General features: G+C 36.5%; 15 protein-coding genes and 2 tRNA genes. 10 read left to right on the top strand and 7 right to left on the bottom strand.

The genetic code is table 11. The annotated features are described in order from the left end of the window. Positions 1-3: 3 nt before the first annotated feature. Positions 4-900, bottom strand: coding sequence for a hypothetical protein (locus WFK35_RS03405; protein WP_336731346.1), 897 nt, complete (start codon positions 898-900; stop codon positions 4-6). A gap of 112 nt (positions 901-1012) precedes the next feature. Here WFK35_RS03405 and WFK35_RS03400 point away from each other — a divergent pair, with 112 nt between their 5' ends. Next, positions 1013-1762 (top strand): glycine-rich domain-containing protein, encoded by a 750-nt coding sequence (locus tag WFK35_RS03400; protein WP_336731345.1) that lies wholly within the window; start codon positions 1013-1015, stop codon positions 1760-1762. A 16-nt stretch (positions 1763-1778) separates the two neighbouring features. Continuing rightward, complete coding sequence (locus WFK35_RS03395) at positions 1779-2129, top strand: hypothetical protein (RefSeq protein WP_336731344.1); 351 nt, start codon at positions 1779-1781, stop codon at positions 2127-2129. Between the two features lie 71 nt (positions 2130-2200). Here the strand turns inward: WFK35_RS03395 and mnmA are convergent, their stop codons facing one another. Then, positions 2201-3388, bottom strand: a complete 1188-nt coding sequence (gene mnmA, locus WFK35_RS03390; protein ID WP_336731343.1) for a tRNA 2-thiouridine(34) synthase MnmA — start codon at positions 3386-3388, stop codon at positions 2201-2203. 117 nt (positions 3389-3505) lie between these two features. Between mnmA and WFK35_RS03385 the strand changes: the two genes are divergently transcribed. Continuing rightward, a complete protein-coding gene (locus WFK35_RS03385; RefSeq protein ID WP_336731342.1) occupies positions 3506-4033 on the top strand; it encodes a hypothetical protein in 528 nt (175 codons plus the stop codon). Here the strand turns inward: WFK35_RS03385 and WFK35_RS03380 are convergent. Both WFK35_RS03380 and WFK35_RS03375 read right to left on the bottom strand, forming a co-directional pair. After that, positions 4030-4980: a Gfo/Idh/MocA family protein gene (locus WFK35_RS03380; protein ID WP_336689763.1), complete on the bottom strand. Its 951-nt coding sequence runs from the start codon at positions 4978-4980 to the stop codon at positions 4030-4032. The two genes, WFK35_RS03385 and WFK35_RS03380, sit on opposite strands and share 4 nt — an antisense overlap. A 128-nt stretch (positions 4981-5108) precedes the next feature. After that, entirely contained in the window at positions 5109-7646 is a 2538-nt protein-coding gene (locus WFK35_RS03375) for an ATP-dependent Clp protease ATP-binding subunit (RefSeq protein ID WP_214587758.1), read from the bottom strand. A gap of 152 nt (positions 7647-7798) precedes the next feature. Between WFK35_RS03375 and WFK35_RS03370 the strand changes: the two genes are divergently transcribed. The 4 genes from WFK35_RS03370 (at position 7799) to WFK35_RS03355 (ending at position 10782) form a co-directional block, all read left to right on the top strand. Continuing rightward, a complete protein-coding gene (locus WFK35_RS03370; protein ID WP_336689764.1) occupies positions 7799-8023 on the top strand; it encodes a uroporphyrinogen decarboxylase in 225 nt (74 codons plus the stop codon). Continuing rightward, a complete protein-coding gene (locus WFK35_RS03365) occupies positions 8023-9117 on the top strand; it encodes a glycosyltransferase (protein WP_336731340.1) in 1095 nt (364 codons plus the stop codon). Before WFK35_RS03370 ends, WFK35_RS03365 begins: the two co-directional genes overlap by 1 nt. 273 nt (positions 9118-9390) lie before the next feature. Then, positions 9391-9810, top strand: a complete 420-nt coding sequence (locus WFK35_RS03360; RefSeq protein ID WP_235132163.1) for a SufE family protein — start codon at positions 9391-9393, stop codon at positions 9808-9810. A 3-nt stretch (positions 9811-9813) separates the two neighbouring features. Next, positions 9814-10782: a glycosyltransferase family 9 protein gene (locus WFK35_RS03355; protein WP_336731339.1), complete on the top strand. Its 969-nt coding sequence runs from the start codon at positions 9814-9816 to the stop codon at positions 10780-10782. Between the two features lie 95 nt (positions 10783-10877). Here the strand turns inward: WFK35_RS03355 and WFK35_RS03350 are convergent. The 3 genes from WFK35_RS03350 to WFK35_RS03340 all read right to left on the bottom strand — a co-directional run bounded on the left by WFK35_RS03350 (position 10878) and on the right by WFK35_RS03340 (position 12349). Continuing rightward, positions 10878-10952: transfer RNA gene (locus WFK35_RS03350), tRNA-Val, on the bottom strand. Positions 10953-10985: 33 nt separating this feature from the next. Then, positions 10986-11060 (bottom strand) — tRNA-Val (locus tag WFK35_RS03345). Between the two features lie 44 nt (positions 11061-11104). Next, positions 11105-12349 carry a bifunctional folylpolyglutamate synthase/dihydrofolate synthase gene (locus WFK35_RS03340; protein ID WP_336731338.1) on the bottom strand — a complete coding sequence of 415 codons (1245 nt, stop codon included), beginning with the start codon at positions 12347-12349 and terminating at the stop codon, positions 11105-11107. 92 nt (positions 12350-12441) lie between these two features. Here WFK35_RS03340 and WFK35_RS03335 point away from each other — a divergent pair, with 92 nt between their 5' ends. The 3 genes from WFK35_RS03335 to WFK35_RS03325 all read left to right on the top strand — a co-directional run. Next, on the top strand, positions 12442-13782 hold the full coding sequence (locus tag WFK35_RS03335) for a TolC family protein (RefSeq protein ID WP_214587742.1): 1341 nt from the start codon (positions 12442-12444) through the stop codon (positions 13780-13782). A 1-nt stretch (position 13783) separates the two neighbouring features. Further along, positions 13784-14374, top strand: coding sequence for a SprT-like domain-containing protein (locus WFK35_RS03330; RefSeq protein WP_336731336.1), 591 nt, complete (start codon positions 13784-13786; stop codon positions 14372-14374). Positions 14375-14376: 2 nt separating this feature from the next. Beyond that, on the top strand, positions 14377-14705 hold a 329-nt coding region (locus WFK35_RS03325; RefSeq protein WP_336731335.1), incomplete at its 3' end, for a sugar phosphate nucleotidyltransferase.

The raw sequence follows: 14705 nt of genomic DNA, 5'->3' as shown, positions 1-14705 counted from the left end.
CAACTACCTGTAATCGATACGGTTAGATTCCGTGTCTTCAAGCTGTTTGATAATCGATTTCGGAATTTCATCGCTGTCGATCGGAAAACTGATGGAGTCTGAAATAAAGGTTTTCCGGTCTGCTTTCTGGAAAATTTCGAAAAGGGCAATCGGTTCCTGATTAAAACTGATACACGTACTTATAAAATGCAACTCATGGAGCTTATACTCTGGATTTTTCAGCTTTTCCTTGATATCTTTTATTCTTGAGATAAAATGACGCTGCCGGATGAACGTATTGCTGTTCATGATGATAAAGACATAATCGGAATAGGCTATTATTTTTCCAAAATATTTATGACGGTCACCGCCGCTTCTTTCGACGAAATATTCTCCGGAAGTTTCAGATTTGTAGATTTCCGTTGCAGAACGCCAGATCCGGTCTTCTTTTGCCTGTAAAGGATTTTCTGGAAGATTTCGGTTGTAGGAATACCAACAGCCGACAAGACGGTCCAGCAAAGCGGTGTTTGGCTTTACATTATTCATGTCAATCCTAAGATCATTAAAATTGAATGATTCCGTATTGGAGTTGATAAAATCGATATAACTGGAATATCCCAACACTTTTACGATCATGCTAAGTTTGGCAAGATTAGGCTTGCTTAATATCGCATTTTCATTCTGGTGATATTTCTTTAATTTGTTGATAATCAAATGTTCATAAAGGTAATTGGAGCCTAAAAGATCCGGGCTTTTTTTACTGTTGTTCTCTGAGGTTTCCTGAATAATCAGATCATTAAGTTCTGCAACAATGTAACACCATTCTGTTTTGGAGACATCTTCCCAATGAGGTTTCTTAAGGAAATGCAACGCCAGAAAATTCATCAGTTTTTCTATGTGTAGTATATCTTCTTTTCTCATCTTTCAATTTATAAGACTAATATAAGATAATTTTAAAACCAAATGAGACTGTTGCAAGACTTTTATATCTCAACATCCAACGATATTTGAGTAGAAATTAAAAGTTAAAACAATGGAAACAAAAATGGTATTACAAAATGATCCTCTCTGGAACAGGCTTCAGGAATTCTCATTAGATGAATCTGCTGCCAATTTTCCTTTCTCAAAGAAACTGGCAAAAGAAGAAAACTGGACAGAAACATTTACCCGAAAAGCGATTGATGAATACAAAAAATTCGTTTATCTCTGCTGCAAACTTCCAAATGGTGCTTCGCCAAGCGAAATTATAGACAAAGTATGGCATATGCATCTCATTTACACACAAAACTACTGGGAAGAATTCTGTCCGAAAGTTTTGCGGCAGAAACTGCATCATCAACTATCACAAGGCGGAGAAGGCGAAAATGAAAAACATAAAAGCTGGTTTGCGGAAACTTTAGAAAATTATGAGAAAATATTTGAGCAGGAACCGCCGAAAGATATCTGGAAACCGGTTCAAATTCCTTCAAAAAAGAGAAAAATATCGCCTTTTGTTAAAATTTTTATTCTTTTAAGCAGTTCTTTGGTGATCTATTCCTGTATGGAAAACAATAACGGAGGTTGGGGAATATTCCTGACTCTTATTTTCGTCTTCGTGCTGATCGTAATGATTATAAAAGCATTCAGTACAAATAACGAATCCAATAAAGACAATAGAGATAACAGAAGCGACGGAGGATTTTTTTACACCTGCGGAAGCGACAGTTCTCACGGTGACGGAGGCTCCGGTTGCGGAAGTAGCTGTGGAAGCGGATGCGGTGGATGCGGAGGTGGAGGAGATTAACCGAAATACAAGACACATGAAAAAAATCCTTATCCACACAATTCCGGTGCTCATAAGTCTGATCTGGCTTATTGCAATCAACCATACTTTAGATCCGATTTCTTTGAGAGGTTCTTACTTTCTAAAATTCTATTTAATTCTCGTCTTTGGAGTTTATGCCTCTGTTTTTACGCTGAAATTTTTTGAAGAAACCATTTCGAAAACAACTTTTTACTTCCTGATTTCTATATTTTTATTGGGAGTCGTAAAATTAGTTAAAGGAATTTTCTTAGGAAAACCAATCGGTTATTTATTAATGATTTTAATATTGGAAATTATTGTATCTGTGTTTCTTAATTTGTTCTATGTAAACCATAAAATGAAATAGAAATTTATATTTTTTAAACAGAAAACCCGAAACAAAAATGCTTCGGGATTATTATTTAGATAAGATTTATTTTAGGAAATAACTCCGCTTCCGATCAGCTCTTCGCCGATGTACCACGATGCAAACTGCCCTTCTGCAATCGCTGACTGCGGTTCTTCAAATTCAACATAGAATGCTTCTTCAAACTGATATAAAGTTGCTTTCTGCAATGGCTGTCTGTATCTGAATCTTGCCATTACTTCCATTGATTCTCCGTTTTTCAGTCTCAGATCTTCACGAACCCAGTGCAGTTCAGAATTATCAATTTTTAAGGCTTTTTTTAGCAGTCCCGGAAACTGGTGTCCTTCTCCCACGAAAAGAATATTGTTTTCCATGTCTCTGGAAATGATAAAACAGCTTTCTTTGTGTCCGCCGATTCCTAAACCTTTGCTTTGTCCAATTGTGAAAAACTGAGCTCCCTGATGTTTTCCGATGACTTTACCGTCTGTCTTTTTGTAATTGATTTTTCGGCTGAGGTATTCCATTTCTTCCTGTTTTGACGAAAATTCAGGCGTTTCTTCAGCAAAGAGGGGAGAGTCTTTGAAAATTTCCACTATTTCACCTTCTTTCGGAACCAATTGCTGCTGTAAAAACTGCGGTAAACTTACTTTTCCAATAAAACACAATCCCTGAGAATCTTTTTTATCTGCCGTTACCAAGCCGATTTCTTTGGCGATTTCTCTAACCTGAGGTTTTGTAAGCTCTCCAATCGGAAATAATGCTTTGGACAACTGATCCTGACTTAACTGGCATAAGAAGTAGGACTGGTCTTTATTGTTGTCTTTTCCGGCAAGAAGATGGAAAATTTCCTTTCCGTTTTCATCGATTGTTGAATCTACTCTTGCGTAATGTCCGGTTGCGACTTTATCTGCACCCAGAGACATTGCCGTTTTCATAAAAACATCGAATTTTACTTCCCTGTTGCACAGAACATCAGGATTTGGAGTTCTTCCTTTCTGATATTCATCGAACATATAATCTACGATTCTTTCTTTGTACAGATCGCTCATATCGATCACCTGAAACGGAATTCCAAGTTTTTGAGCCACCATTAAGGCATCATTACTGTCCTCGATCCACGGACATTCATCTTCCAGCGTTACCGAAGCATCGTTCCAGTTTCTCATAAACAAAGCCACCACTTCATGACCTTGCTGTTGCAGCAGATACGCTGTAACACTGGAATCCACACCTCCGGATAATCCTACTACTACTTTCATGTTATTTCAATTTTACGAAACTCTTAACGGGAGTTCTTAGTTTGACGCTGCAAAAATACAATTAAAAAGATTCGTAAAAAAGTGATAATTTTAGACATCGATAAAAACAATTTAATTATGAAAAAACTGGTTATTTCTTTATGTGTTTCATGTTCAGGGTTATTTTTTTCTCAGGTTGCTGTAAACGCTTCTCCTGAAAATAATAATCGCTGGACTTTCGGAGGCGGAATCGGATTTGGTTTCGGAAGCAACAATTACTTTAATCTTTCAGCGGCTCCAAGAGTGGGTTACCGACTTACGGAGGATCTTGAAGGCGGAGTTTTGGGAAGTATTTCCTGGCAGAAATCAAATGCTTACAGTTCCACAATGTTTGGAGTTGGTCCTTTTCTGAATTATTATATTGCAAGAACCTTTTTTATAAGTGCCAATTATCAGCATTATTTCATCAATTATAAAGATAAGTTCTATGATTTTAAAGCCAATGCGGATGAAGATGCCCTTTATCTTGGAGGAGGTTATATGCAGAGAATCGGAAATAATTCTTATTTACAGTTAGGCTTGATGTATAATGTTTTATGGAAAGAAAATTCGAGTATTTTCTCAAGTGGTTTAGTTCCGAATATAGGATTTGTGGTAGGACTTTAGGAATAAATTTTTTCCAGAAGATCAACCAGATCTAGACCGTCTTTCAGTAGAATAGCATTGTTTTTTTCGCCTCGTAAAGATTTGAAGATTTCCAGATACATTTCCTTTAGATTTTGCTCATTGGAAGTGGATGTAATTTCAAATTTATCTGGGCAGTCAGCAATATGCTGAAAAGTAATTTCATTGAAATATTGCCCTGATATTTTAAGAGTGCCTTTTTCTGCGATAATATTGAGCGAAGTCTCCTGATTTTTTTCAAAAACAGAAGTCGTGAAATTGACGGAAACTTTTGTTCCTGTTTTACCCTGAAGAACAAGCAGGGCAGTATCTTCAATTTCCGAGATATTAAAATTTCTAAAAGAGGTTAAATCTTTGAAAAGAACAGTGAAATCGTCCTTAAAAACGTAACATAAAAGATCCAGAAGATGCGAAAACTGGGTATATAAAATGCCTCCGTCCATATTCTTTTTTCCCTTCCATGAATCTTTAATGTAATATTGCTCACCTCTGTTCCAAAAAGCGTTAAGCTGAATATTATATATCTTTCCTAGTTTTTTAGATTCTACAATTTCGCTTAGGAATAAAGTTACGGGGGAAAATCTGTTCTGCATCACCAGAAAAACATGGCTGTTATTTTGATGTGCAGCTTCTCGAAGAGCGGATGCCTGCTCCATGTTAAACACAAACGGCTTTTCAATCAGTACGTTATATCCGTTTTCTAATAATATTTTTGCATGCTGAAAATGCAGATGGTTTGGTGTTGCAACCACAACAAGATCTGTATGTAATTTTTCTTCCAGAAAATGCTCCAGAGAATGAAAGTGTGTTTTGGAGTGAGATTCTGCATGCGAATCTATTTCTGCATTAATGTGGATGTTGGGAATCTGCTCAAGAACCGCCTTATGCTTTTTTCCCATAAATCCTGTTCCTAATATAGAAATATTCATATTCTTCAATTGAGTTGTAAAAATAGTAAAAACTTAAGATTTACAAATGCTAAGAGTATGTTTAAATAAATTAAAAAAAAGCATCAGGAAGTTTCCCGATGCTTTTTTATTATGATTAAATTATTTGCTTACGATTGAGAAGACTTTTCTGCGGCAGATTTTTTTGGCTTAGAGCTTTTTCCTGCCAAACCATCTTTTGCTTCATTCAGATCAAGAACTACCGTTTCTCCTTCTGTCAATTGTTTGTTTACCAGCATTTCTGCCAATAAATCTTCAATATATTTCTGGATCGCACGTTTTAATGGTCTTGCTCCGAAATCTTTATCCCATCCTTTTTCAGAAATAAAGTCTTTTGCTTCTTCAGTCAATTCCACTTTGTATCCTAATTTTTCTAATCTTGAATACAATTTGTTCAGTTCAAGATCAATGATTTTCTTGATATCTTCTTTTTCAAGAGAATTAAAGATCACGATATCATCAATTCTGTTCAGGAATTCAGGCGAGAATGCTTTTTTAAGTGCATTTTCAATCGTACTTCTCGCTCTGGAATCTGTTGTTGATTTTTTCGCAGAAGTTCCGAATCCAACTCCGTCTCCGAAATCTTTAAGATCTCTGGTTCCAATATTGGAAGTAAGAATAATGATCGTATTTCTGAAATCGATCTTTCTTCCTAAACTGTCGGTTACGTGTCCTTCATCTAAGATCTGCAACAGGATATTGAATACATCAGGATGCGCTTTTTCAATCTCATCCAAAAGAACTACAGCATAAGGTTTTCTTCTTACGGCTTCGGTTAACTGTCCGCCTTCCTCATATCCAACGTATCCCGGAGGCGCACCTACCAATCTTGAAACGGCAAATTTCTCCATGTATTCACTCATATCGATTCTGATTAAAGATTCATCAGATTCGAAGAGTTCTCTTGCCATTACTTTAGCCAACTCAGTTTTACCAACTCCGGTTGTTCCTAAGAAGATAAAGGTTCCGATTGGGCGGTTTGGATCTTTAAGACCGGCTCTGTTTCTTTGAATTGCTTTCACAACTTTTTTCACCGCATCTTCCTGACCGATTACTTTTCCGTTCAGGTTTCCATCCATTCCGGCAAGTTTATCAAGCTCGTTTTTACCAACTTTCGTTACAGGAACACCGCTCATCATAGAAACTACTTCCGCCACATTCTCTTCTGTTACGGTTTCTTTTTTCTCTTTTACATCTTTGTCCCATTTATCCTGAGCAGAATTCAATTCCATCTGAAGCCTTTCTTCTTCATCTTTCAGTTTTCTCGCTTCCAGATAATCCTGCGCTTTTACTGCTTTTTGTTTTAATTCCTTGATTTCTTCGATTTTCTTTTCAAAATCTATGATTTCGGTAGGAACTTTCATGTTTTTGATATAAACTCGTGATCCAGCTTCGTCCATCGCATCAATCGCTTTGTCCGGTAGGAAACGGTCTGTAATATATCTTGATGTAAGATTTACACACGCAGCAATTGCTTCAGGTGTATAAATTACATTATGATGCTCTTCGTATTTATCTTTGATCTGGTTTAAAATCTGAACGGTTTCATCAATAGAAGTAGGTTCCACCATTACTTTCTGGAATCTTCTTTCTAATGCGCCGTCTTTTTCAATATACTGACGGTATTCATCAAGCGTTGTCGCTCCGATGCACTGAATTTCACCTCTCGCCAAAGCCGGTTTGAACATGTTGGAAGCATCTAAACTACCTGTTGAACTTCCTGCGCCTACAATGGTGTGAAGCTCATCAATGAATAAGATAACATCTCTGTTTTTCTCCAGTTCCGTCATGATTGCCTTCATTCTCTCTTCAAACTGACCACGGTATTTTGTTCCCGCAACTAAACTTGCAAGGTCTAAAGTGATTACGCGTTTTCCGTAAAGAACTCTGGAAACTTTTTTCTGCTGAATTCTTAAAGCCAGACCTTCTGCAATTGCAGATTTACCAACTCCGGGTTCACCGATCAGTAAAGGATTATTTTTCTTTCTTCTTGAAAGAATCTGAGAAACTCTCTCAATTTCTTTTTCACGACCGATAACGGGATCCAGCTTTCCGTCTCTCGCCAGAGAAGTTAAATCTCTGCCGAAGTTATCCAAAGTAGGAGTTTTGCTTTTTGCAGAACCTAAGTTTCCTGTAGGCTTTCTCATCTGCTCGAAGTCCTCTCTTTCGTCATCGTCGTCGTAAGCACTCATCTGTGGTGCCTGTCCGGAATTTTTTAACATAGTCTGATATTCTTTTGAAACTCCTTCGTAATCAATATCATAAGCTCCTAATATTGTAGAAGTAGGGTCCTCATATTTATAAAGAATGCCTAAAAGCAGATGAACGGTATTAATTTCATTGCTTTTGTATTGTCTGCATTCAAGCTCAGCACGTTTAATGGCATGATCTGCCATTTTCGTGAAAGAAATATTGGTAACCTCCTCAGAAATAGGATTAAGACTTGCTGTATTTAAAGTTTCAATTTTTCTTCTGATTTGTGTAAGATCCGCATTAAGGTTTTGAAGGATTTCTTTTGCAGAGTTTTCTGTTTTTATAATACCTAAAAGTAGATGTTCTGTATTAAGAAATTCACTCTTGAGCCTTTTCGCTTCGCTCTTGCTTTGTTTGAACACTTGGCTCAAACCTTGTGAAAACTTATAATCCATAATATATCTCATTAGAATAAAAGCAACATTGCCATTTATTCATTATCTAAATTACAAATATTTTACCAAAAAGCAATAAATGACTTTATGGCAGAAAAAAATTTATTATCTTATTGAAAATGATTAAGTTTGTCCTCCCGAAATTTTTATTCATGAATTCTGATTTTGCTACCTATATAGGATATTCTGCATCTGTTTTTATTGTGTTGAGTTTCATCTTGAAAGATGTAAGAAAAATCAGGCTCGTAAATATGTTCGGCTGTATATGTTTTGTCATTTACGGAATATTTAGCGGGATGCTCTGGCCGGTAATTATTCCGAATGGACTTATCTGTTTTATTCAGATGTATTATCTAATATTTGGTAAGAAAAATTAATGAAGAAGAAAATAATAACCTCGGCATTCAGCAATCTTTATACGGATCAGAGAATAGAGAAAGTATGCAAAACCCTTTTCGACAGCGGGTATAATATAGAACTTATAGGGAATGACTGGGGAGGAAACGAAAAAATGGAGCGCCCGTATCCGTTTGAAAGAATAAAAATAAAATCTAAGACTTTAAAAACGGCATATTTTGAATTTAACTGGAAGCTTTATAAGGAATTAAAGAAAAAAGCTGACAAAAATACAATTCTTCATGCCAATGATATAGATGCGCTTCTGCCAAATTATCTTATTTCAAAAAAATTAAATATTCCTTTGGTTTTTGATAGTCATGAAATTTTTACGGAAATGCCTGCAATACAGAATAAGCTTTCACAAAAGGTTTGGAGGGTATTGGAAAAAAGCATTGTGCCCAAAATTAAATTCATGATGACAGAGAGTGAAAGCTATGCCGAATGGTTTAAGGAAAAATATAAAGTAGATCCTGTTGTTGTAAGAAATATTCCAAGAGAAATTATTTCTACTCCCGAAATTCCGGAAAATAATCCTAAAATAATTCTTTATCAGGGAGCTGTTAACCAATCCCGTGGAATTGATAAAGTCATCATTGCTATGCATTCTATTCAGAATGCCGTTCTCAAAATTGCCGGAGATGGTCCTAAGAAAAAAGAGTATGAAAATCTTGTCATAAAGGAAAAACTTCAGGATAAAGTTGTATTTCTTGGAAAACTAAAGCCGGAAAATCTTAGAGAAGTGACGAAAACGGCAGATACGGGATTCAGTCTTGAAGAAAACAACGGAGTAAGCTATTATTATTCCCTTCCCAATAAAGTCTGCGATTATATACAATCCAGAGTACCGTTGGTAATGATCAATTTCCCTGAAATGCTTCGTATAAAAAAGCAGTTTGATATAGGTGAAGTTGTTACAGATCATGATCCGGAGAAAATAGCTGCGGCTTTGAATAAAGTTCTTGAAAGGGGACGCCTAAACTATAAAACTGAGCTTGAAAAAGCGGCAAAGGTATTTTGTTGGGAAAACGAGGAAACCAAAATCTTACAGCTTTTTGAAAAAGCTTCTCATTAGATAACTCTACTAAGTTTGTCATCCTACAAGGATCTAAGTTTGATTCTTTTGAGACGGTTTATTCATATTATTTTATGTTTTTTCAGAAAGACAAGTTTAGCTATGTCAAATATTTGATATTGATGACTTTAATTTTAGCCCCGATTGCCGCGACATCCTTTTTTGCATGGGAAAAGAACGGACAAAAAAGATACAGCAGAAAGCGGGAAGAGCTCCAAATAAATGAAGCATATTTTAAATTTGGCTATCTTTGCAGAAAGAAATCGGTTTACAATGACTATTAAAGAAAAACAGCAGGAAATCATCGACGAATTTGCTTTTCTTGAAGACTGGGAGCAGAAATACGAATATATTATCGATCTTGGAAAAGAGCTGAAAGGTCTTTCTGATGACAAGAAAACGGAAGAAAACCTGATTAAAGGCTGTCAGAGTAAAGTCTGGATTGATGCCGAATTTAAGGATGGAAAGCTGTTTTTTAAGGCAGATTCGGACGGGATTTTGCCGAAAGGTATTGTTTCGCTTCTGGTAAGCATTTACAGCGGTCATTCTACACAGGAAATTCTGGACTCTGATTTTGAGTTTATTTCTGAAATTGGTTTGCAGGAGTTTCTTTCTCCTTCCAGAGCCAATGGTTTAATGGCTATGACGAAGCAGATTAAATTTTACGCAGTCGCATATCAGCTGAAGTCTTAATCTGTGACACGAATTTTAGCATACCGTTTTTCTGCTTTTGGAGATGTTGCGATGACAGCTCCCGTCTTCCGTGAGTTTTTAGAGCAAAATCCGGATGTGGAAATTGTAATGGTTTCCCGAAAGAATTTTGAAGCTTTATTTGCTGATATTCCGAATGTTATATTCAAAGGAGTGAACCTTGATGATTATAAAGGGTTCTTCGGATTGAGGCGTCTTGCCAATGAATTGATTAAAGAGTTTCATCCGGATCTTATTGCTAATCTCCATGATGTAATCCGCACTAAAATTCTGGATAAAATTTACAGAAGAAAAGGGCTTAAAGTATTCAAAATCAATAAAGGAAAGGAAGAAAAAGAAGACCTTACGAATGTATGGAATTTAAATAAAGTTCAGCTTAAGAAAACCGTAGAACGTTATGCGGATGTTTTTCGGGACATGGGCTTTAAGGTTGAACTTTCTCATAAATTGAGACCTATTTCTATTGAGAAATCTGGAATTGGATTTGCACCTTTTGCTCAGCATCGAGGAAAAATGCTTCCGCTTGAAAAATCTTTTGAGCTGGCTAAAATTTTAGCACAAAAACAGACGGTATATTTTTTCGGAGGAGGAAAATCTGAAACCGAAACGCTGGAGCAGTGGGAGAGAGAAATCCCGAATACCTTCAGTTTAGCCGGAAAGTTGAGCCTTGAAGAGGAATTGCATAAAATTTCTCAGTTAGAATTGATGGTTTCCATGGATTCTGCAAATATGCACCTCGCTAGTCTTATGGGTACAAGATGCGTTTCCGTTTGGGGACAGACTCATCCTTTTGCGGGCTTTTTAGGATTCGGACAAAGGGAAGAAGATGTGGTTCAGGTGAAAGATCTTACCTGCAGACCTTGTTCTGTTTTTGGAGATAAAGAATGCTATCGCGGAGACTGGGCTTGTCTGGAAGAACTTCATGTAAAGAAAATAGTGGAAAAGATTTTATAAATAGGGCCTTCCGATTCTGTGGAGGCTTTTTTTAATCAGTCTTACACAGAAGATATAAAAACAAAAAAATCTCCCTTAAAAAAGAGAGATTTCTGTGGGTCCTGAGGGATTCGAACCCCCGACCCTCTGGGTGTAAACCAGATGCTCTGAACCAACTGAGCTAAGAACCCGAATTTTTTTAAAAGGTTTCGTTTCCTTTTCTGTGGGTCCTGAGGGATTCGAACCCCCGACCCTCTGGGTGTAAACCAGATGCTCTGAACCAACTGAGCTAAGAACCCTCTTTATCGTTGTTTCCTCGATTAGAGTGGTGCAAATATACGACTTATTTAGAAATCTCCAAATTTTTTTCTAAAAATTCTCCCACTACAAAATTGCTTCCGCCGATAAAAATCATTTCTTCATTTGTACATTCCTCTTTTGCAGAAAGATACGCCTGCTGTACGGAATCGAAAATTTTGTAAAAAATTTTCGCATCAACCAGTAAATTTTCATAATCTTCAGGATGTCTTCCGCGATGGATGGCTGGTTTTGCAAAATAAAACCGAGAATTATCAGGTAAAATTTTCATAACGTCGTCTATTTTTTTGTCATTTACGAAGCCTAAAATAATATGTTTGTGCTTATCGATGGAGTTTAATTGTGAAAAAACATATTCCAGACCTGCCTGATTGTGTCCTGTGTCGCAAATCGTCAATGGATTTTCTGAAAACTGGAACCATCGACCGATAAATCCTGTGTTTTGGTGAACATGAAGAAGCCCTTTTTCAATATTTTCATCGAAAATGGTGTAATTTAATTTTCTTAATTCATCAATTAAACATAATACGACCTTAATGTTTTTCTCTTGATAATTTCCCTTTAAGTCAGATTTTAAATCTGTTTTTAGGAGGGTAGCATCAACAAAAGTTGCATTTTCTTCATCAGCTTTATTTTTAATAATATTCTTTACGGCTTCGTTTTCATCTCCGGAAATAACAGGAACTCCCGCTTTTACGATTCCTGCTTTTTCTCCTGCAATTTCTTCAATGGTATCTCCTAAAATATTCTGGTGATCCAGCTGTACATTCGTAATGGCTGAAACCAAAGGTTTAATGATATTGGTAGAATCCAGTCTGCCTCCTAAACCGACTTCTATAATCGCAAACTCTACATTATGCTGATAAAAATATTCAAAAGCCATGATCGTGGTAAATTCGAAAAAGGAAGGACGAATATTGTCAGGAAGATTTTTCAGTTTCCGGATGAAATTAAATACAAATTCCTTGTCGCAGTTTTTTCCGTTAACTTTAATTCGCTCTGTAAAATCAATGAGATGGGGAGAATTATACAGACCTACTTTATATCCCGATTCCTGCAGAACCGAAGCCAGCATATTACTGGAAGAACCTTTGCCGTTCGTTCCGCCAATGTGAATACATTTTATCTTTTCCTGAGGATTTCCAAAAAAATCGCAAAGTTTTATAATATTGTCCAATCCCGGCTTGTAAGCTTTCTGCCCGTCTGTCTGATAATTAGGAGCCTGCACGAAAAGCCATTCTACCGCTTCCTGATACTGTTCGTTTGTCATGATACAAAATTCTCAAAAGTTTTTTAAAAAGAAATATTAAAACTGTAACTTTTTTATATTTACTTCGTCTAATAGGGAAAAATATATAGAGTATGAAAAAGGTTTTGACTATTATTTTGGGATTATCTTGTCTGGCTGTAAATGCCCAGAAAAAATGGTCTTTGAGAGAATGTGTGGATTATGCGACAAAACATAATCTTCAGGTGATCCAAAATGAATATTCGAAACAGTCTCAGGATCTGAATCTGAAAATTGCAAAGAAAAACTATCTTCCGTCTGTTTCCGGTTCTGTGGGGAATACGGTGAGTTTCGGGCAGACTTCTTTTGGTACGGGAAGTTTAAGAAACGACAGATTCAGTAACAGCGCAAATCTTGGCGCAGATATTTTGGTTTACAATAACGGAAGGCTTGAAAAAACCATCAGGAAAACAGAATTTGATGTTGAAGCCAGCCAATATGATATCGAAACCATTAAAAACGATATTTCTCTTCAGATTGCACAGCAGTATTTAACAACATTACTGAATAAAGAAATTGTAAAAATTTCTCAGGCAGCTGTTGAAAACGCTCAGAAGCAATACGACAGATCAAAAATTACCACGGAGATCGGAACAACGGCACAAACGGTTTTAGCGGAAGCAGAAGCCGGACTGGCAAGAGAAAAACAAAACCTGAAAACTGCCGAAATTAATGTAGGAAGAAGCTTGTTTGCTTTAGCACAGCTTTTACAGCTTCAGGAATATAAAGATTTCGATGTAGAAGATGTAAATGTTTCAGATCAACTGGCTCCTCAGCTAAAATCAGTAGATGAGGTTTTAACGACAGCTTACGAAACGCAACCACAGGTAAAAGCTGCAGAAAGTAGAATAAAAGCCGCAGAAGCACAGACAGAAGTTTCTAAAACCGCTTTTTGGCCAACTGTTACAGCAAGTGCAGGAATAGGATCTTTCTACAATAACCTTTTAAATACAGATAATGTAGGCTCTGCTCTTTTCTATGTGAAAGAACAGGGATTCTTTTCTCAATATAAAGATAATTTCGGACAGCAGGCAGCCCTTTCTGTTAATATCCCGATCTTCAATAAAGGAATTACAAAACTTCAGGTAGAACAGTCTAAACTGAATGAAAGTCTGGCTAAAGTAACTTTGGAACAACAGAAACAGACAGTAAGGCAGAATGTTCAGAAAGCACAGTTCGATGTGGACGCGAATTATGAAATATATCTTTCATCACTTCAGGCTGAAAAAAGCACAAAACTTGCGCTGGAATTTGCAGATAAAAGTTATGCAGCGGGAAGATCTACGATTTATGACGTGAATGTTGCAAGAAACAATTACGCCAATGCACAGGGTTCCGTAGCGCAGGCAAAATATAATTATGTTTTCAGTCTTAAATTGTTGAATTTCTATGCCGGAATTCCATTAAGTTTGTAACATGTCTATTCAGTCATTAGAAAAATATTTACCGCAAAACACACTTCAATATTTAAAGATATGGTTTGCAGACTATTATATTCATATAAAAGTCACACGCAACAGGAATTCCAAACTGGGAGATTATCGTAAACTTCCGGATCATTCTCATGAGATTACGATTAATTCCACATTGGTTCCGCAATTATTTTTCTTTGTGTTAACCCATGAATTAGCGCACCTTATTGCTTTTGAAAAATATGGCAGAAGAATTTCTCCGCACGGAAACGAATGGAAACACACGTTCAGGCAGATGCTTTTGCAGAGTCTTGAAGTATATGAAGAAGATTTAAGACCTGTCATTGTTAAATTTTCGAAATCTCCGAAAGCCAATTTTATGGCAAGTCCGGAGCTGGTAAAATATTTTCACGCTGAAAAACAGGACGATACACTTGTGTTTATTGAAACGCTTCAAAAAGGGGATTTCTTTATCTACCGAAATGAAAAATACCTTTTAGAAGGTCTAATTAAAAAAAACTATCTTTGTAAGAACTTGGCTACAGGAAGAAAGTATTCTTTCAAGCCTTTGGCGAGAGTAGAAAAATACACATAAGAATGTCAAAATCAAACAGATATTGCGTCATTATGGCAGGTGGAATCGGAAGTAGATTCTGGCCTATGAGCACGCAGAAATTTCCGAAACAGTTTCAGGATATTTTAGGAGTGGGACGCACCATGATTCAGCAGACCTATGACAGGATCAGCAGAATTATTCCTAATGAAAATATATTTGTTATAACGAATAAAGAGTATGTAGAGCTTTCGCATCAGCAATTGCCGGAAATTCCGCAGGAAAATATTGTGGGTGAACCTCTGCTCAAAAATACGGCTCCGTGTAATCTTTACATGGCGAATAAAATTGCAGAAGCAGATCCGGAGGCAAC

Origin of the sequence: Chryseobacterium sp. VD8 (assembly GCF_037149975.1) — a bacterium.
Taxonomy (GTDB): domain Bacteria; phylum Bacteroidota; class Bacteroidia; order Flavobacteriales; family Weeksellaceae; genus Chryseobacterium; species Chryseobacterium indicum.
Note: the sequence above shows the minus strand (reverse complement) of the source record. Positions and strands in the feature narration are given on the sequence as shown.

Coding starts and splice junctions, on each gene's coding strand:
- WFK35_RS03405 (WP_336731346.1), bottom strand. CDS start 900: ATGAGAAAAGAAGATATACTACACATAGAAAAACTGATGAATTTTCTG.
- WFK35_RS03400 (WP_336731345.1), top strand. CDS start 1,013: ATGGAAACAAAAATGGTATTACAAAATGATCCTCTCTGGAACAGGCTT.
- WFK35_RS03395 (WP_336731344.1), top strand. CDS start 1,779: ATGAAAAAAATCCTTATCCACACAATTCCGGTGCTCATAAGTCTGATC.
- mnmA (WP_336731343.1), bottom strand. CDS start 3,388: ATGAAAGTAGTAGTAGGATTATCCGGAGGTGTGGATTCCAGTGTTACA.
- WFK35_RS03385 (WP_336731342.1), top strand. CDS start 3,506: ATGAAAAAACTGGTTATTTCTTTATGTGTTTCATGTTCAGGGTTATTT.
- WFK35_RS03380 (WP_336689763.1), bottom strand. CDS start 4,980: ATGAATATTTCTATATTAGGAACAGGATTTATGGGAAAAAAGCATAAG.
- WFK35_RS03375 (WP_214587758.1), bottom strand. CDS start 7,646: ATGGATTATAAGTTTTCACAAGGTTTGAGCCAAGTGTTCAAACAAAGC.
- WFK35_RS03370 (WP_336689764.1), top strand. CDS start 7,799: ATGAATTCTGATTTTGCTACCTATATAGGATATTCTGCATCTGTTTTT.
- WFK35_RS03365 (WP_336731340.1), top strand. CDS start 8,023: ATGAAGAAGAAAATAATAACCTCGGCATTCAGCAATCTTTATACGGAT.
- WFK35_RS03360 (WP_235132163.1), top strand. CDS start 9,391: ATGACTATTAAAGAAAAACAGCAGGAAATCATCGACGAATTTGCTTTT.
- WFK35_RS03340 (WP_336731338.1), bottom strand. CDS start 12,349: ATGACAAACGAACAGTATCAGGAAGCGGTAGAATGGCTTTTCGTGCAG.
- WFK35_RS03335 (WP_214587742.1), top strand. CDS start 12,442: ATGAAAAAGGTTTTGACTATTATTTTGGGATTATCTTGTCTGGCTGTA.
- WFK35_RS03330 (WP_336731336.1), top strand. CDS start 13,784: ATGTCTATTCAGTCATTAGAAAAATATTTACCGCAAAACACACTTCAA.